This window comes from Pedobacter sp. UYP1 (assembly GCF_040547305.1).
Lineage (GTDB): Bacteria > Bacteroidota > Bacteroidia > Sphingobacteriales > Sphingobacteriaceae > Pedobacter.
This window is the reverse complement of the sequence record NZ_JBEPPL010000002.1, coordinates 807,923-824,231: the sequence shown is the minus strand read 5'-3', so window position 1 is coordinate 824,231 and position 16,309 is coordinate 807,923. Positions and strand designations below refer to the sequence as shown.

General features: G+C 39.2%; 11 protein-coding genes. 3 read left to right on the top strand and 8 right to left on the bottom strand.

What is annotated here, in order from left to right; genetic code table 11:
* Positions 1-91 precede the first annotated feature (91 nt).
* The 3 genes from sucD to truA form a co-directional block, all read right to left on the bottom strand.
* Positions 92-964: a succinate--CoA ligase subunit alpha gene (gene sucD / locus ABIB30_RS07590; protein ID WP_068403412.1), complete on the bottom strand. Its 873-nt coding sequence runs from the start codon at positions 962-964 to the stop codon at positions 92-94.
* A 607-nt stretch (positions 965-1,571) separates the two neighbouring features.
* Complete coding sequence (locus tag ABIB30_RS07585) at positions 1,572-3,341, bottom strand: ABC transporter ATP-binding protein (RefSeq protein ID WP_354300691.1); 1,770 nt, start codon at positions 3,339-3,341, stop codon at positions 1,572-1,574.
* Positions 3,342-3,343: 2 nt separating this feature from the next.
* Positions 3,344-4,090 carry a tRNA pseudouridine(38-40) synthase TruA gene (truA, locus tag ABIB30_RS07580; RefSeq protein WP_502931085.1) on the bottom strand — a complete coding sequence of 249 codons (747 nt, stop codon included), beginning with the start codon at positions 4,088-4,090 and terminating at the stop codon, positions 3,344-3,346.
* A 90-nt stretch (positions 4,091-4,180) separates the two neighbouring features.
* Here truA and ABIB30_RS07575 point away from each other — a divergent pair, with 90 nt between their 5' ends.
* The 3 genes from ABIB30_RS07575 to ABIB30_RS07565 all read left to right on the top strand — a co-directional run bounded on the left by ABIB30_RS07575 (position 4,181) and on the right by ABIB30_RS07565 (position 8,549).
* Positions 4,181-4,639 (top strand): DUF4293 domain-containing protein, encoded by a 459-nt coding sequence (locus ABIB30_RS07575; RefSeq protein ID WP_354300688.1) that lies wholly within the window; start codon positions 4,181-4,183, stop codon positions 4,637-4,639.
* A gap of 147 nt (positions 4,640-4,786) precedes the next feature.
* Positions 4,787-6,682, top strand: coding sequence for a DEAD/DEAH box helicase (locus ABIB30_RS07570; protein ID WP_183865899.1), 1,896 nt, complete (start codon positions 4,787-4,789; stop codon positions 6,680-6,682).
* 292 nt (positions 6,683-6,974) lie between these two features.
* Positions 6,975-8,549, top strand: coding sequence for a hypothetical protein (locus ABIB30_RS07565; protein WP_354300687.1), 1,575 nt, complete (start codon positions 6,975-6,977; stop codon positions 8,547-8,549).
* A gap of 100 nt (positions 8,550-8,649) precedes the next feature.
* Here ABIB30_RS07565 and ggt read toward each other — a convergent pair whose 3' ends face one another.
* The 5 genes from ggt to ABIB30_RS07540 all read right to left on the bottom strand — a co-directional run bounded on the left by ggt (position 8,650) and on the right by ABIB30_RS07540 (position 16,291).
* Entirely contained in the window at positions 8,650-10,347 is a 1,698-nt protein-coding gene (gene ggt, locus ABIB30_RS07560; protein WP_354300686.1) for a gamma-glutamyltransferase, read from the bottom strand.
* A gap of 108 nt (positions 10,348-10,455) precedes the next feature.
* Positions 10,456-13,236, bottom strand: coding sequence for a TonB-dependent receptor (locus ABIB30_RS07555; protein ID WP_354300684.1), 2,781 nt, complete (start codon positions 13,234-13,236; stop codon positions 10,456-10,458).
* A 204-nt stretch (positions 13,237-13,440) separates the two neighbouring features.
* A complete protein-coding gene (locus ABIB30_RS07550) occupies positions 13,441-13,758 on the bottom strand; it encodes a hypothetical protein (RefSeq protein ID WP_111635296.1) in 318 nt (105 codons plus the stop codon).
* A gap of 106 nt (positions 13,759-13,864) precedes the next feature.
* Positions 13,865-14,863: an NAD(P)H-dependent glycerol-3-phosphate dehydrogenase gene (locus ABIB30_RS07545; RefSeq protein ID WP_502931084.1), complete on the bottom strand. Its 999-nt coding sequence runs from the start codon at positions 14,861-14,863 to the stop codon at positions 13,865-13,867.
* Between the two features lie 75 nt (positions 14,864-14,938).
* Positions 14,939-16,291 (bottom strand): efflux RND transporter periplasmic adaptor subunit, encoded by a 1,353-nt coding sequence (locus ABIB30_RS07540; RefSeq protein ID WP_354300681.1) that lies wholly within the window; start codon positions 16,289-16,291, stop codon positions 14,939-14,941.
* Positions 16,292-16,309: the final 18 nt, after the last annotated feature.

The window sequence follows — 16,309 nt, the reverse complement described above, 5'->3', positions numbered from 1 at the left end:
TAGCACAAGACTCAGGTAAGCTGACAAATACGTGATAAAAAAAAAGAGGCCCGTTTTGACACGAACCTCTTTTATATTAATTTAAGAAGGATTATTTCTTCAGTAATTCTGCCATAGCTTCACCGATTTCAGCAGGACTTTCTACTACACGGATTCCACATTCTGCCATAATTTTCATTTTAGCAGCAGCAGTGTCATCAACACCACCAACGATAGCACCAGCATGGCCCATTTTACGTCCCGCAGGAGCAGTCTGGCCAGCGATAAATCCTACTACTGGTTTTGTACCATGTTCTTTGATCCAAAGCGCAGCTTCAGCTTCCATGCCACCACCAATTTCACCGATCATGATGATACCTTCAGTTTCAGGATCATTCATTAACAATTCAACAGCTTCTTTAGTAGTTGTACCGATAATTGGGTCTCCACCAATACCGATTGCTGTAGTGATACCTAAACCTGCTTTCACTACCTGGTCAACTGCTTCATAAGTTAATGTTCCTGATTTAGAAACAACACCTACTGTACCTTTTTTGAAGATAAAACCTGGCATGATACCAACTTTAGCTTCATCAGCAGTAATAACACCCGGGCAGTTAGGACCGATTAAACGGCAATCTCTTCCAGTAATATATTCTTTAACCTGAATCATATCCTTTGTAGGGATACCTTCAGTAATACATACAATAACTTTTATTCCAGCTTCAGCAGCTTCCATAATGGCATCTGCAGCAAATGCAGGTGGAACAAAAATAATAGATACATTAGCTCCAGCTTGATCAACCGCATCTTTAACCGTGTTAAAAACCGGTCTGTCTAAATGAGTTTGTCCGCCTTTACCAGGTGTAACCCCGCCAACTACGTCAGTTCCGTATTCTATCATTTGTGAAGCATGGTAAGTACCTTCATTTCCGGTAAAACCTTGTACAATTACTTTTGAATCTTTATTTACTAAAACACTCATGTATCTATAATTTTTTATGCAAATCTAAGATTATTGAATGGAATGACAAATGCATTTGAAATTATAATGAAAAGAATTGTTGGGGAGAGTGCGTGGGAGGGGAAACAATAAAAACCGACAACGTATTTTCCGCCTTACGTTCCCCGAAGAGGGGATCCGGGGCCGGGAAACACGGTATCGGTTTTTTATTGTTTTTCTCACTTAACTGTAGAGGTGGGTGGGTTGTTATTGCAAATAATAATTTAAAATACTTCGTCTTTTTGCTTGTCTACGCCTGTTCAGCCGTATTTCTGGACTGTTCAGATACTGCTCTGCATTGTTCTAACACTGGTTTTAAGTTGGTTACTGGCTATATTTTCCAGCAGTTTGATACCAGACGCTACCAGTTACCTTGTTAAAAAGTAATTGTTTTACAATCAAACTAATTGTCTGTCAGGCTAGTGCATAAATTTATTATAGACCTGAAAATCAGGGCTATAATAAATTTATCAAACAAAATCCGGCCTCTTTATTAAATAATAACATGACCACCAAACATGAACACCAACAAAGAATGGAGCGCCGTAAGGGTTAGACAATCACTATCTTAAGATCCCGTTGGAAAAACCTACTTAGCGATACCAACGGAGTGAAACTGCAAATCGTACAGCTTTTTGTAATACCCATCGAGTTTCAGTAACTCCTGGTGATTCCCAATTTCTTTAATCTCTCCTTTATCAAGCACTATAATCTGATCAGCTTTTTGTATTGTTGACAAACGATGCGCAATCACAATTGAAGTACGGCCTTTCATCAGCTTATCAATTGCAGTCTGAATCAGCATTTCGGTTTCTGTATCTACGGATGAAGTGGCTTCATCGAGCACAAGAATAGAAGGATTATAAACCAATGCCCTGATGAACGAAATCAGCTGTGCCTGCCCCGCAGAAAGTGTTGCTCCGCGTTCCATTACATTGTACTGATAACCTCCGGGAAGTCTCTCAATAAAATCATGTGCACCTACTTTTTGCGCAGCATCAACCACTTCCTCCATCGTGATGGCAGGATTATTTAGTGTGATATTATTGAAGATCGTATCGGAGAACAGAAAAACATCTTGTAATACAGTAGCGATATTATTTCTCAGGTAATTTAACTCATAGTCATTGATACTTACACCATCAACTTTGATTTCCCCTTTCTGGATCTCATAAAAGCGGTTCAGGATGTTGATTGTAGATGATTTACCTGCACCGGTTGCGCCAACCATTGCTACAGTCTGCCCTGCTTTTACCTCAAAAGAGATATTTTTCAAGACATAATTTTCATCGTTATAAGCAAACCAAACTTTATCAAACTTAATATTACCGGCCATTTTCTCAGGCTTATAAGTCCCGTTGTTTGTGGTCAGTTCTTTGGTATCTAATACTTTAAATACGCGCTCTGCTCCTACCATTCCCATTTGAAGCGTATTGAATTTATCAGCAAGCTCGCGGATTGGCCTGAACAACATACTGATGTACAATATAAACTCGGCAATTGTCCCAGGCGTAACATCAAGAGGTTTAGCCAGAATACTTTTCGCACCATACCATACCAAAAGGCCAAGTGACATCGCTGAGATAATTTCTACAACAGGGAAAAAGATAGAATAATACCAATTGGAGCGAATGTTTGCATCGCGGTAACGGGCATTGATTTTCTTAAATTTACGAAATTCCTGATCTTCTCTTGCAAAGTACTGGATGATAGAGATACCCGTAATATGCTCTTGCAAATAGGTATTTAAATTCGATACTTCAGTTCTGATTTCCTGGAAAGCCGATTTAATGGATTTCTGGAATACCGAAGTGGCCATAATCAAAAGAGGCATTGGTAAAAGCACAATTACCGTTAATTCCCAGTCAGCGTAAAACATAACAGCGATAATAGCGATGACCTGCAGAATATCACCGATGATAACGATCAGTCCTTCTGAGAAAATATCAGAGATGGTTTCCAGATCTGAAACTGTACGGGTTATCAATTGTCCTATTGGTGTTTTATCAAAGTATTGCAACCTGAGTTTAGTGATATGATTGAATACATTGATTCTCAGATCACGGATGGCCGACTGCCCCAGGGTATTGGTCAACAAGGTGTGACTGTATTGAATGACACTTTGTACAACCAGTAAAAAGAGCATCAGCATGGTCATCATTAACAGGCCATTGTATTCACCTTTCAGAATATAGTTATCCAGGGTGTATTTGATCAGGAAAGGTCTTACTGGTGCAATTAATGCAAGGAGTATCGTTAAAATAACTGACCAGATAAATATGCTGCGGTATGGTTTAACGTACTGAAAAACTCTTCTCAATAAGCCTACGTTTAACGCATCACCTGTAATTTTCGACATAATTAGTTTACAAAAGGATAAATGACATTGACCAGGTAAAGTCCACAGGCAGGTACCGACTGCCCGGCATTACTCCGGTTTTTACTTCCTATAATTTCTTCCAGCTGCGCCAGCCCGATTTCTTTTTTCCCGATCAGAATTAAGGTACCAACAATTGCCCGCACCATATTCCTTAGAAAACGATCAGCAGAGATCGTAAATATAAGACCACCATCTATTTCACGGAAATAAGCCTCGGTAATTTTACAATTATTTGTAGCTGTAGAAGTATTGGATTTACTAAAGCTGGTAAAATCTGTATAATTCAGGAGTTGTGCAGCGGCATTGTTCATCGCTTCAATATCCAGTTTACCTTTGTATAACCAGGAACGGTTTAATTTAAAAGGGTCTTTATGGAAATGAAAATGATATTCATAAGATCTTGCAGTTGCATCAAAACGTGCGTGTGCGGTTTCTGATACTTTAAAGATTCTTTTAATAGCTATGGGATAAGGTAAAAGGGAATTCACACTTCCCATGGCATTCGCAGCTGCCTGTTCTGTGACGTCCTGTAAATCTGCATGTGCAAAAAACTTACTGGCATGAACGCCGGCATCTGTTCTGCCACAACCCAGGGTTTCAACAGGTTGTCTGAAGAAAACGGTTAATGCCCTGTCCAGTTCCTGCTGAACGGTTATCGCATTTGGCTGCGTCTGCCATCCATGGTAAGCTGTTCCATCGTAGGCTAATTCTATAAAAAAACGTTGTATATTCAATGTAATGCAAAAATACTTTTTTCCGCTTAACAAGACAGTCGTTTAATGTCTTTTAATATATTTGTTGGAAATTATTAAATTGATATGATACAAAGGGTTCAATCCATCTGGTTATTTTTAGCAGCACTTACGTTGTTTTTGTTAGTAATTCTTCCTGTGTTAATCATACATGGTGCTCCGGGAGATTTAACTTTCCAGATTGGTGGTATTTATGAGAAAGTAAATAATATCAGCCAGAAAACTGAATCCTTTACTGCGCTTTTCGGTACAACAATCGCTGCAGGCCTGGTTTGCCTGGCAAATATTTTCACTTTCAAAAACAGAACCTTACAGAAACGGATCATCTTGCTGACTATAGTTTTAATTCTGGCTTTAGCCGCATGGACAACAAGTTATGCACTTCAGCTTCCCCGGCTTTCAGAAGGATTTACTTTAAGTGCGGGTGCATATTTACCTGTTCTTTCGCTTATTTTTTGTGCCCTTGCGATCAGAGGTATCAATAAGGATGACCAGTTAATACGCTCGGCAGATAGATTGAGATAGTCTTTTTATAAGTTATTTTTTTACTTAAAGGTCAAATAACCTAACCATTAACAATCAAAATGTTAGACTTATAATTATTATTTGGTTATGTACCAAACAAATACCGAAAATTAAGCTTACCTTTGCGGCTTAATAAATAAAGTTAAAATGATAAACCCATTTAAATTATTGGGGATAAGTGATGACGTTGTTAATGCCGTAAAGGATTTAGGTTTCGAAAATCCAACACCTATTCAGGAGCAAGCTATTCCTGTGCTGTTAGAGGGCAATAATGATTTTGTTGGTTTGGCCCAAACAGGAACAGGAAAAACAGCAGCATTTGGTTTGCCGCTAATTGAACTGATTGACTTCAAGATGAATAAGCCTCAGGCTTTAATTCTATGCCCTACCCGGGAGCTTTGCTTGCAAATTGCCAGCGACATCAAAAATTACTCAAAAAACACGCCTGGTGCTAGTGTTGTTGCCGTTTACGGTGGCGCGAACATTGTGCAGCAATTGCGTGAAATTAGAAACGGTGTACAAGTAGTTGTAGCTACACCGGGTCGTATGTTAGACATTATCGGTCGTAAGGCTATAGATTTCAGTAGTGTGAAATATGTAGTTCTTGATGAGGCTGACGAAATGCTAAACATGGGCTTCCAGGAAGACATTAATGATATCTTGTCTACTACACCTGACGACAAAAAAACCTGGTTGTTTTCAGCTACTATGCCTCCTGAGGTTAGAAGAATAGCTAAAAACTACATGGACAACCCTACTGAGTTGACTATGGGAACCAAAAACACTGGTAACGTAAATATTGAGCATGAGTACTATGTAGTACGTGCCAGAGATAAATATGCTGCCTTAAAACGTATTGTAGATTTCAACCCTGAAATTTTCGCAGTAGTTTTCTGTAAAACCAAAATGGATACACAGGATGTTGCTGAGAACCTGATTAAGGATGGTTACAATGCTGATGCTTTGCATGGTGACTTATCACAACAACAACGTGATAAAGTTATGCAGCGCTTCCGTGACCGTAACATGCAGTTATTAATTGCTACTGATGTTGCAGCACGTGGTATCGATGTAAATAACGTAACTCACGTTGTTAACTATTCATTACCTGATGAAATTGAAAGTTATACCCACAGAAGTGGTCGTACAGGAAGAGCTGGTAAATCTGGTATTTCTATCTGTATCATCAACTCTAAGGAAACTGGAAAAATCCGTCAGATTGAAAGAATCATCGGTAAAGCATTTACTAAAGCTGAATTACCTACAGGATTTGATGTTTGCGAAAAACAACTTTTCTCATTGGTTCACAAAGTTCACAACGTTGAAGTAAATGAAGCACAAATTGAGCAGTACATTCCAAGAATCATGGATGAATTTGCTGAATTAAGCAAAGAAGAAGTGATCAAACGTTTTGCATCTTTAGAGTTTAACCGCTTTTTAGAGTATTACAAAAATGCACCTGATTTAAATGCAGCTGCTAACGATGAGCGTGGTGAACGTTCTGAGCGTGGTGCAAGAGGTGCTAGAAACAGTGATTTTACCCGTTTGTTTATCAACGTAGGTTCGGTAGATGAATTCACAAGAGGTGATTTATTATCTTTTGTTTGTAACAATGGTAAAATCAGTGGAAAAAACATTGGTAAAATTGACCTTAAAGGTGTGTATTCATTCTTTGAAGTTGAAAATGCTATTGTTGATTCATTGTTCGCAAATTTCAAAGACATCCAGTTCAATAACAGAAGTGTTAGAATTGAAAAATCTGGCGACGCCCCTGAAGGTGGCGAAAGAAGATCTGGTGGTGGAGAAAGAAGAAGCTATAGCGGTGGTGGCGACAGAAGAAGTTCTGGCGGCGGAGAAAGAAAAAGCTATGGTGGTGGTGAAAGAAAGAGTTATGGCGGTGGCGAAAGAAAAAGCTACGGTGGCGGTAATTCTGGTGGAAGCGGAAGACGTGAAGGTGGAAGCAGTGCTGGAGGTTTCAGAGATTTCTCTGGTAAACCACGCGAAGGTGGAAGCGGAACGGGCGAAAGAAGACGCAGATCTTAATCTCAACCCAAATATAAAATTAAGCAGCCCGATTTATCGGGCTGTTTTTTTTTGCTTTTATTAGCGCTTCTCCATCAATGGGGCTTTAAGCCAAAATCTCCTCACTCACTGGCTGATAGCTGATTAGGTTCTACAGCCTAGATATCGCTACTTAAAGTAAACACATATAAGTTTGCATTTAAAATGCTAATTTAATAACATAAAATTAACCATAAAATAATAAAAGTATTCCAAAATATAAATAAATTATATATAATATTACACATAAGACATTTATTAAAAAAACATTATTATGAAGAAAATTTATATTATTAATTTATTTATTATAGGGCTGTTTATAACATTTTGTGGATGCAGGAAACAAGAGAATTTAAATATATTAAAATCAGAAAAAAAAAATACAAATGCAATCATTCCCGATTATTTTGAATGGGAAGTTGGAGATTATATGCCATCGCAATCTGGGATTAACATTTTGCGGCCATGGGCTTCAGGAGCGAACCAATCTTTTCCTCTTATATATACTACCGATATAAAAAAAGCAGATGGATGGGAATTAGTCTATAATACATTTAGTACTACCAAATCTGAGCCATCACTCTATTTTGTTTTGTATAACAAATACAGAGGATTACTAAGAGGCTATTTTTACCTTACACCAGGAACACCTATTCCAAGCAGTTATATTGTTCACTCCTTAATACCAAGAACTGGCACATTACCTATTACATTGACCTATAACGCAAATGGGCCTTATGACTTGGGTTATATGAATAATCCTCCAGAAACTGTAAATAATGGAGTTTCACTCACGCAGCAATTTAAAACTACATCTACAGGAACTTGGTATGCCGCAGAATTTGAAATGGCTTATGATAGCCATGTAAGTGAAAAAGAGGCCGCAAGTAACCTGATAACGTGGCAAATTAACTCAATCAATGCAAGTGATCTTGCAATTAATGGAACATCTCAAGGAGGAATTAATGGAACGATAGCTCAGCCAAACGCTCCTGGACCCGGTATTTTCGGCAGTTTAATTCAGGGGGCCCTTGATTTTGCTGGATTTAAAGCTCTTGGGAGCCTAATCAAACAAGCGACTAGTGAAGGAACAAAGAAAATATTTGAATCACTACAAGATGCTGCAAAAGCTGGTCTAACCGGGCAGGCAAAAAATGTAGTTAATGGTATTTTCGGGGGCTCTTCCGGAGGAGCAGATAGTACAAAACAATATATTCATTTAACTACAAACACTACCTATAAATTAACAGGTACTCAAACTGACATTTACAGTCTTGCCACACCAAGTATGGTTATCCCTGGAAGTAAAAATCAAGATATAATAGCAGCAGGGTATTCTCCATTATACAAAAAAGCACTTGGTATTGTGAATCTATCTAAATCCCCTACTGCATATAGCTGGTCTGAAGGCAATTTCTATACTATAGATCACCTAGCTCTTATACATGATTACAATGTGATGTGGAATCCAGATATTATAAATTCATCTCCCAATGGTGCAACAATTAAAAACCTGAAACAGGATATTTTAATATATGAAGATGCACCATATTATGCACCAAATGATGGCCCTATGGAATTCGATGGTCAAAAAACTTATTTCAAAAGAAATATAGATAATCTATTGAAAACGCCAAATTCGATTATAGAATTACCAATCGAATTTTATGATACATGTTCCGGATGTGACTTTTCAAGTTTACTATGGCTAAATAGAGTTTATGCGGGACAGAAATTGCCAAATCATTTATTGCGATTAACATTCGATGTTGTTCCAAATAATGGTGCTCCAAAATCTACAATTGTTAAATCGTTTAATATTTATGTAGCTAATACTCCTGCCCTTTAAAAAAGGTAGTTAATTTGATAAATTATAGTATTGATAGGAAATACTCAATACTATAATTTATCAAATTTAATGAGCGAATTGTGATAAGGTATGTTTAATTCTAATAGCCTAGGCCTTTATCGGTGCCTCTTGGGTCTGCTCCTGTTTCCAGGGTTCCGTCTGATTTGATCAGGATAGCATCTACGCGGCCCATAGGCTTACGTTCTGTAATTTTATAGCCTTTGTATTCTAATTTAATTCTTGTGGCGTCATCGATGGCGCCTTTCTCTGCGAAAATTTCATCAGGTAACCATTGGTGGTGGAATCTTGGGGCTGCAACTGCCTGCTGCATGGTTTTGCCGAATTCCAGTACGTTCAGGATCGTCTGGAAAACTGAAGTGATAATGGTTGATCCGCCGGGTGTACCGACTACCATTTTTAGTTTCCCGTTTTCTTCAACGATTGTAGGGGTCATTGAGCTTAGCATTCTTTTGCCGGGAACAATTGAGTTGGCTTCTCCACCAACTAAGCCGTACATGTTTGGAGTGCCTGGTTTGACAGAGAAATCATCCATTTCATTGTTCAGGATAAAACCACCACCGTCTACGACAACTAGTGAACCGTAAGATCCGTTTAAGGTCGTTGTTGCAGATACTGCGTTTCCTTCGCTATCCACGATGGAGTAATGGGTGGTTTCTTCGCTTTCTTTTAGGGGTAATGTACCGGGTTTAACCTCAGAGCTCGGGGTAGCTTTGTTAAAGTCGATCCCTTTGGTTCTGGAATTGATATAAGTGGTACTTAAAAGGGCTGTCTGAGGGACTTTAAAGAAGTCGGGGTCACCTAAATAAGTTGCACGGTCTGCATAGGTTCTTCGTTCTAGCTCAACCATTAGCTGAACGGTAGAGTCTCTTTGAAAGCCCCATTTATTTAAGGGGTAATCACTTACTTGTTTTAACATCGTGATTAATGAAATACCACCACTGGACGGTGGGGGCATAGAGATTACTGTATAGTTTTTGTATTTACCTGTTACGGTTTTTCTCCATACGGACTGGTAATCTTTAAGGTCTTTGGTCGTGATCACTCCACTGGTGTTTTTCATGGAAGCGACAATCGCTGCTGCAACTGGTCCTGCGTAAAAGCCTTTTCTACCGTTATCTCTGATCAGTTTTAAAGTTTTTGCGAGTTGTGGCTGTCTTAATAAGTCACCGGCTTTCCACAAACCCTCTTTAACGAAGGCTACCGGTTTGTTGTTGTATTTCAAGAACCCTTCTTTAAGGCCATTTAATTCTGACGCTTGCTGACCAGTAATCTGAAAGCCATTTTGCGCCAGATCAATTGCAGGCTGAATATCTTTTTTCCAGTTTAGTTTACCATATTTATTATGGGCTTTGACCATCCCATCAACAGTACCGGGAATTCCTGTTGCTAATGCACCGTAAAGGCTTTTATCAGTAATTGCATTCCCCTGAGCATCCAGGTACATATCTCTGGAAGCTTTTTCAGGAGCTTTTTCTCTATAATCAAGCGCATCCGAATCTCCGCCTTTACCTCTGTAAACCAGGAAACCACCACCACCGATGTTTCCGGCATCAGGATAAACTACGGCAAGGGCGAATTGTACTGCTATCGCCGCATCAATTGCATTTCCGCCACGCTTAATGATCGCAACTCCAACCTTGGATGCCTCAGGATGCGCGGTAACTACCGCAGCATGTTTGAATTGGTTCAATTCCTGCCCGTTTACAGTAAAGGAAACCAGCAATCCCAGACAAACAGGGGCCAGTAGCAGTTTCGATAATGATGTTTTTGGTTTCATGGTCAACATAAATTATAAAAAAATCCCGCTGATGAGTCTGTTGCTTGTTTAAACTGAAACAGACTCACCTGCAGGAAAACGCATTAAATTTAAAGAATTATATTGGAATTAAAAGTTAAGGGAGAGCCTGGTAAATACATATCTGCCCAGAAATCCGAATTGAGGAGCCTGGTTAGGATACAATATACCTGAAGTTCCCTGAGAATCCAACAATAATTCCTGAGGATAAACGTCAAACAGGTTGTTCGCGCCTACCGTAATTTTAAGGTTCTTAGTTAAGTTATAACCCGCACCTATATCTGTAATTACCCTGCCTGTAAGTTCTTGTCTGTTAGCCACGACATTAGTTGGCTGAGAAACTTTACCAAAGTATACATTCCTCAAAAAGACATTCCATTTATTGATTGTATAATCAAAAGTAATATTTGATTTTATGCGTGGGGTAACTTTCTCAATCAGAATCCGGCTCGCATCATCCAGATAGGTACTTTCTTTTCCTACCAACAGCGGTGAGGCATGAACAGGACCAACTATAGCAGTTTTAGTGAAAGTAGTTGCCCAATCTGTTCTCAGGTTACCTGAACCTAAACGGGTATTGTAAGAGAATACCACATCCAGTCCTTTGGTCTCTGTATTCACTGCATTTGCAAAGAATCTTGCCGTTGTTGCATTCGCCAGGCGTAATAAGTCATAAATTTCCTTATCCTGCGGAGAGGCGGTTGGTGAGTTATTTCCAGTGAATTGCCCGGTATAAATTACGCGGTCATTGATCCTGATAAAGTAACCGTCAACGGTAATTTTTAGTTTTCCAAGATTAGAAGTAAAACCTGCGCTTAAACTCTTAGAAGTTTCTTGTTTCAATTTCGGGATACCCAATAACTGTGCAATACGGCTATCGTTCGCGAAAGTACCGGATTCTACGATGTTTCCGTCGATGTAAACTGATGAAGTAGAACTAAAGTATTTCTGGTGAAGAGAAGGCGCTCTGAAGCCTGTACTTGCCGCAGCACGCAACAGGAATTTATCAGAGAACTTATATCTTGCTGCTAATTTACCATTTACTGTCGAGCCGAAATCCGAGTAATTCTCAAACCGGGCCGCTGCATCCAGTAATAATTTCTCAGTGAAGTTCAATTCTACATCTCCATAGGCTGCAAATGAATTACGTGATTCATTCGTCAGGTTAGCCGTACTAATGCCGGGAAAACCTTGTGCTCCGCCAGCGTAAGCAGCGCCGTTAGGTGCAAAACGGGTAGAGATATTACCATTGGCATCCGGAATAAGGATTGGCTTGCCTGCACCATCTACACCTACTTGCAGTGCATTGCCATAATTCCTCCATGAGGCTTCTTCTCCGGGCTTAATTTTGTAGTTCTCATACCTGTTTTCAAATCCAAAGGCTACGTTGATACCTTTTAATGGGCTTTCAAAGAAACGGGTAAAGTCTAAATTAGTTGTGTTTTGAACGAATTCATAACCACCAGATTCAAATGAAGTTGGTGAAGCCGTCAGCATAGAGGCATTTACTGTGTTAGCGGTTTTAAAGTCAATCACATTACGGCCTATGGTATTACTGAAATCCGTTTTCCACGCACCTAATTTTCCCCTGATCCCTCCTGCAAAAGATTGATCCAGGCTATTGGTTATAATTTCTGGTAAAAATCCATTTGGATAAATAACCGCGTTATTTTGGTTAAGTTGACGTGGGGTACGGTAAAAGGCATTGGAAATACCATTCCTATAGTTTACACCACCAAAGGCATAAATTTCGGCATCCTGTGCAACAGGAATTACGGAGTTAAAAAATAAAGCGCCTCCCCTGTTTTTTGATTGCCCGATGTTTGGCACAAAATCAGATCTGCTCTGCCCTCTTCTGGCCAATTCAGCATCGGTAATGTCAACCCCCGTAGGCGTTGGATATAAACCTGGATTGTTATAATCTGAATAAATAACTCCACGGTATGGTGTAGTACGCGAAGCAAAGTCTCTGTAATCAAATGAGCCGGCAAGGTTTAAGAAACCTCCTTTGTCGCTTAGTTTAACGCCATAGTTTACGTTAGCCTGTACAGTCTGTCCATCCAGACCGTCAGCATGTTTACCGGTATAACCACCGCCCGAAACGTTGGCTGTTAATTTATTAACGTCATCATTTAAGATGATATTGATCACTCCTGCGATGGCATCAGATCCGTATTGTGCCGCAGCACCATCCCGCAGAATTTCTACTCTTTTAATGGCCGAAGTAGGAATGGCATTCAAATCTGTACCTACTGATCCTTTCCCTAAGCTCCCGTTAATATTGACAAGAGCGGTAGTATGTCTTCTTTTTCCATTAATTAAAACCAATACCTGGTCTGGCCCCAGTCCACGCAAGGATGCAGGGTCAATATGGTCTGTTCCATCTGTCAGACTCATTACGTTGGAAGTAAAAGAAGGGGCAACGAAATTCAGGATCTGGTTCAGGGAAACCTGCGGAATATTTTGTGTGATTTTTTTAATATCCACAACATCTACCGGAACCGGGGTATCTAAATTAGATCGTGGCGCACTTCTGGAACCCAGCACCACTACATTTTCCAGGTTGTTATAATCCGATAGTAACTGGAAGTCCAGGTCTTTGGTCTCGTTGTCTGCTATCGTAATTTTCTTTTGCTGTGTTTGATAACCGATATAAGAAACAACAACTGTATAGGTACCCGCTTTTGCCAGTTTAAGCTGGTATTTCCCTGTAGCATTTGTTCCTGCTTTCTGACCGGTTCCCACTACGGAAACTGTAGCGCCTATAATAGTTTGGGAGGTGTCGCTTATTGTTCCGCGTATAGTCTGTGCTTGCGTGGTCAGTGCAAATGCAATAAGGAACAAAATAATTGAGTAAAATTTAATTTTCATATGCGTTCGTTTAGGTTTAGGACTGATAGTTAACAATAGCGCTTACTATCAGTGATTTCCAAATATATTCTTATTCAGATTAAAAACTACTCATTTAGTATACTTTAATAAGAATAATAAGTTATTTAACGCATAGTTGATAAAAAAGAGACAAAAAAAAATCCGGACCTGACGATCCGGATTGAAGTTATTTTATAGTCTGACTTATTTGCCAGCTGGTTTGTCTTTGATCTGAGAGGCTTTAAGATAAACTTTAGCTCCTTTTTTATTGATGTAATATTTACGGTTTTTGCCGTTGATATAAACATCTGAACCATCTGGTGCAACTTTACCTTTATAAGTTTTGTCGCCTACTTTTGAAACGCCTTTTACTGCTACTTCTGCTGTCTTGTTACCAACTGATGAAGCTGTGTTTTCGATCTTCTCACCAACTGTTTTCTTTTTTTCTTGTGCCTGAGTAGAAAGAGAGACTGTACCCGCTAATGCCAGGGTTAATAAACCCACTAGATATTTCTTGTTCATATTATAGATTGTTTTAAGTTTTCCATTTGTAGCTAACCAGCTTCCCCTTTGGTCGCTGAAAAACACACAGGTATAATTTTTATAACAATCTGATAATTATATTGTTTTAATTTAGTTGTTCGGTCAGTAAAGCCATTTCAATTTGTGGGGAATGACGTTCATAAAGGATCGCATATACTGCACGGCAGATTGGCATTTCAACTTTATATTTTTTGTTGATCACATGCATGCAGCTTGCTGCATAATAGCCTTCGGCAATCATATTCATCTCCAATTGTGCAGATTTAACAGTGTAACCCTTCCCTATCATATTACCGAACGTTCTGTTACGGCTGAATTGAGAATAAGCGGTTACCAGCAGATCACCCAGATAAGCAGATTCTTTGATATCACGATTTATCGGATGTACAGCCTCAACAAACCGGTTAATTTCACGAATTGCATTAGAGATTAAAACTGCCTGAAAGTTATCACCGTAACCTATTCCATGACAAATTCCACTGGCTACTGCATAAATATTTTTTAATACTGCAGCATATTCAGTCCCGAAAATATCATCTGATATGTTGGTTTTGAGATATCTTGTATTCAATAATTTAGAGAAGCTGCCGGCAGTTTCCAGGTTAATGGATGCTATAGTCAAATAAGACAACTTTTCCAGTGCAACTTCTTCTGCATGACATGGCCCGCTGATCACCAGGATATCATCCAAAGGAACATTAAATTTATCATTCATAAATTCACCGATAATCTGATTTTCATCAGGAACGATTCCTTTAATGGCTGAAACGATCTTTTTGCCTGCTAACATTTCCGGAGTAACCCCACTCAGGGATTCTTTAAGAAAAGCAGCTGGTACATTCAGAATGATATAATCTGCTTGTTTGATAATATCGCAGATATCATTAGAGATATTATCTTCTGGTATCCTAAGCTCAACTGAACTCAGGTATTTTGGATTGTGTTTGTACTGCTTCAGGTGTGCAATTGATGCGGTATCACGCAGCCACCAATAGATCTCTTTTTCGGTAAGATTATCTGAAAGCATTTTTATGACCGCAGTTGCCCAACTACCGCCACCAATCATTGCGACTCTTGGTATCATCATATATAAATAAAAAATCCCGGCTTAATGTTTTAAACCGGGACAAATTACTTAATTTATTGCGAACAGCCTGTCTTACTTCTTCTCAGATTTAGAAACTGACTGATCTTTAACGTCTTTTTCTACTTTCATTCCGTCTTTCAATTTGTTCTGAACGGTTGAGTATGGCCCACTTACAATCTCTGTTCCTTCTTTCAATCCGCTTTTAACCTGGATGTATTTATCGTCCTGAATACCAGTTGTCACCTCAACTTTTTTCACTTTACCATCAGCATACGTGTATACATACTGTTTAATCGCTTTGTCGTTCAGCTTACTTTTCTGTTTCCCGCCAGCAGGATCTTCCTCTTTGTCTTCTTTAACAGCGTCCTTTTTAAGTCCTTCAACAAAGACAGCCATAATAGGAACCGATAAACTTTTCACAGAAGAACTTTCGATATCAACTGTCGCTGACAAACCTGGTCTGAATGGAGATGGAAGATCTTTTGCTCCACCTTTAATTCCTGTATAGGAGTCTGCCGAGATACGAACTTTAACGACAAAATTAGTCACCTGATCAACTGTTGTTGTTGCTACAGCAATATCTTTAGAAGAACTGGCTATTTCAGTAACCACCCCTTTAAACTTTTTATCATCAAAAGCATCAACCTGAATTGCTGCATTGTCACCCACATTTACACGGTTAATATCATTTTCATTCACATCAACATTAACTTCCATCGTATTCAGGTTAGAGATTCTCATCAACTCTGTACCAGCAAACTGAGCTGTACCTAAAACCCTGTCTCCAAGTTCTACCGATAATTTAGAAATCACACCGTCAACAGGTGAAAATACGGTAGCTTTTGCCAGGTTGGCACTAGCTTCCTGAACTCCCGCGCCAGTTTGTGCAAGGTTATACTTCGCAGCAATCAAAGATTGCTTTGCGCCGTCCAAATTCGTTTTACCTGTCACGTAAGCCGCTTTAGCGGCATCATATTCTGAAACTGAAATCACTTTCTTTTTGAATAACTCTACATTACGTTTGTAGACAGCTTCCTGATTGACAAAGTTAGCTTCAGCCTGTTTAAGTTGCTGCGCTGCCGATCCTACGGAAGCTTTTTGTGCACTATAAGTTGCACTGGCCCTGTCCAAACCAGATTTCAAAACGTCTGGTCTGATTCTAAACAAAAGCTGACCTTTTTTAACGATATCCCCTTCTTTAACACGTAATTCCACAACCTCACCTGATACCTCAGAACTTACTTTAACCTCTGTTTCCGGTTTAATTTTACCACTTGCAGTAACGGTTTCAATGATATTTCTGGTTTTCGCTTTTTCTATCGTAACTTTTTCAGCTTTATCACCGCCTATTATTCCGGTCACTTTACCGGCAATTAATAAGACAATAAGCGCTCCTACGGCGATGAGTATGTATTTTAGTTTCATTTCTATTTTATTTATGGT

Coding starts and splice junctions, on each gene's coding strand:
- ABIB30_RS07565 (WP_354300687.1), top strand. CDS start 6,975: ATGAAGAAAATTTATATTATTAATTTATTTATTATAGGGCTGTTTATA.
- ABIB30_RS07570 (WP_183865899.1), top strand. CDS start 4,787: ATGATAAACCCATTTAAATTATTGGGGATAAGTGATGACGTTGTTAAT.
- ABIB30_RS07540 (WP_354300681.1), bottom strand. CDS start 16,291: ATGAAACTAAAATACATACTCATCGCCGTAGGAGCGCTTATTGTCTTA.
- sucD (WP_068403412.1), bottom strand. CDS start 964: ATGAGTGTTTTAGTAAATAAAGATTCAAAAGTAATTGTACAAGGTTTT.
- ggt (WP_354300686.1), bottom strand. CDS start 10,347: ATGAAACCAAAAACATCATTATCGAAACTGCTACTGGCCCCTGTTTGT.
- ABIB30_RS07545 (WP_502931084.1), bottom strand. CDS start 14,863: ATGATACCAAGAGTCGCAATGATTGGTGGCGGTAGTTGGGCAACTGCG.
- ABIB30_RS07585 (WP_354300691.1), bottom strand. CDS start 3,341: ATGTCGAAAATTACAGGTGATGCGTTAAACGTAGGCTTATTGAGAAGA.
- ABIB30_RS07550 (WP_111635296.1), bottom strand. CDS start 13,758: ATGAACAAGAAATATCTAGTGGGTTTATTAACCCTGGCATTAGCGGGT.
- ABIB30_RS07575 (WP_354300688.1), top strand. CDS start 4,181: ATGATACAAAGGGTTCAATCCATCTGGTTATTTTTAGCAGCACTTACG.
- ABIB30_RS07555 (WP_354300684.1), bottom strand. CDS start 13,236: ATGAAAATTAAATTTTACTCAATTATTTTGTTCCTTATTGCATTTGCA.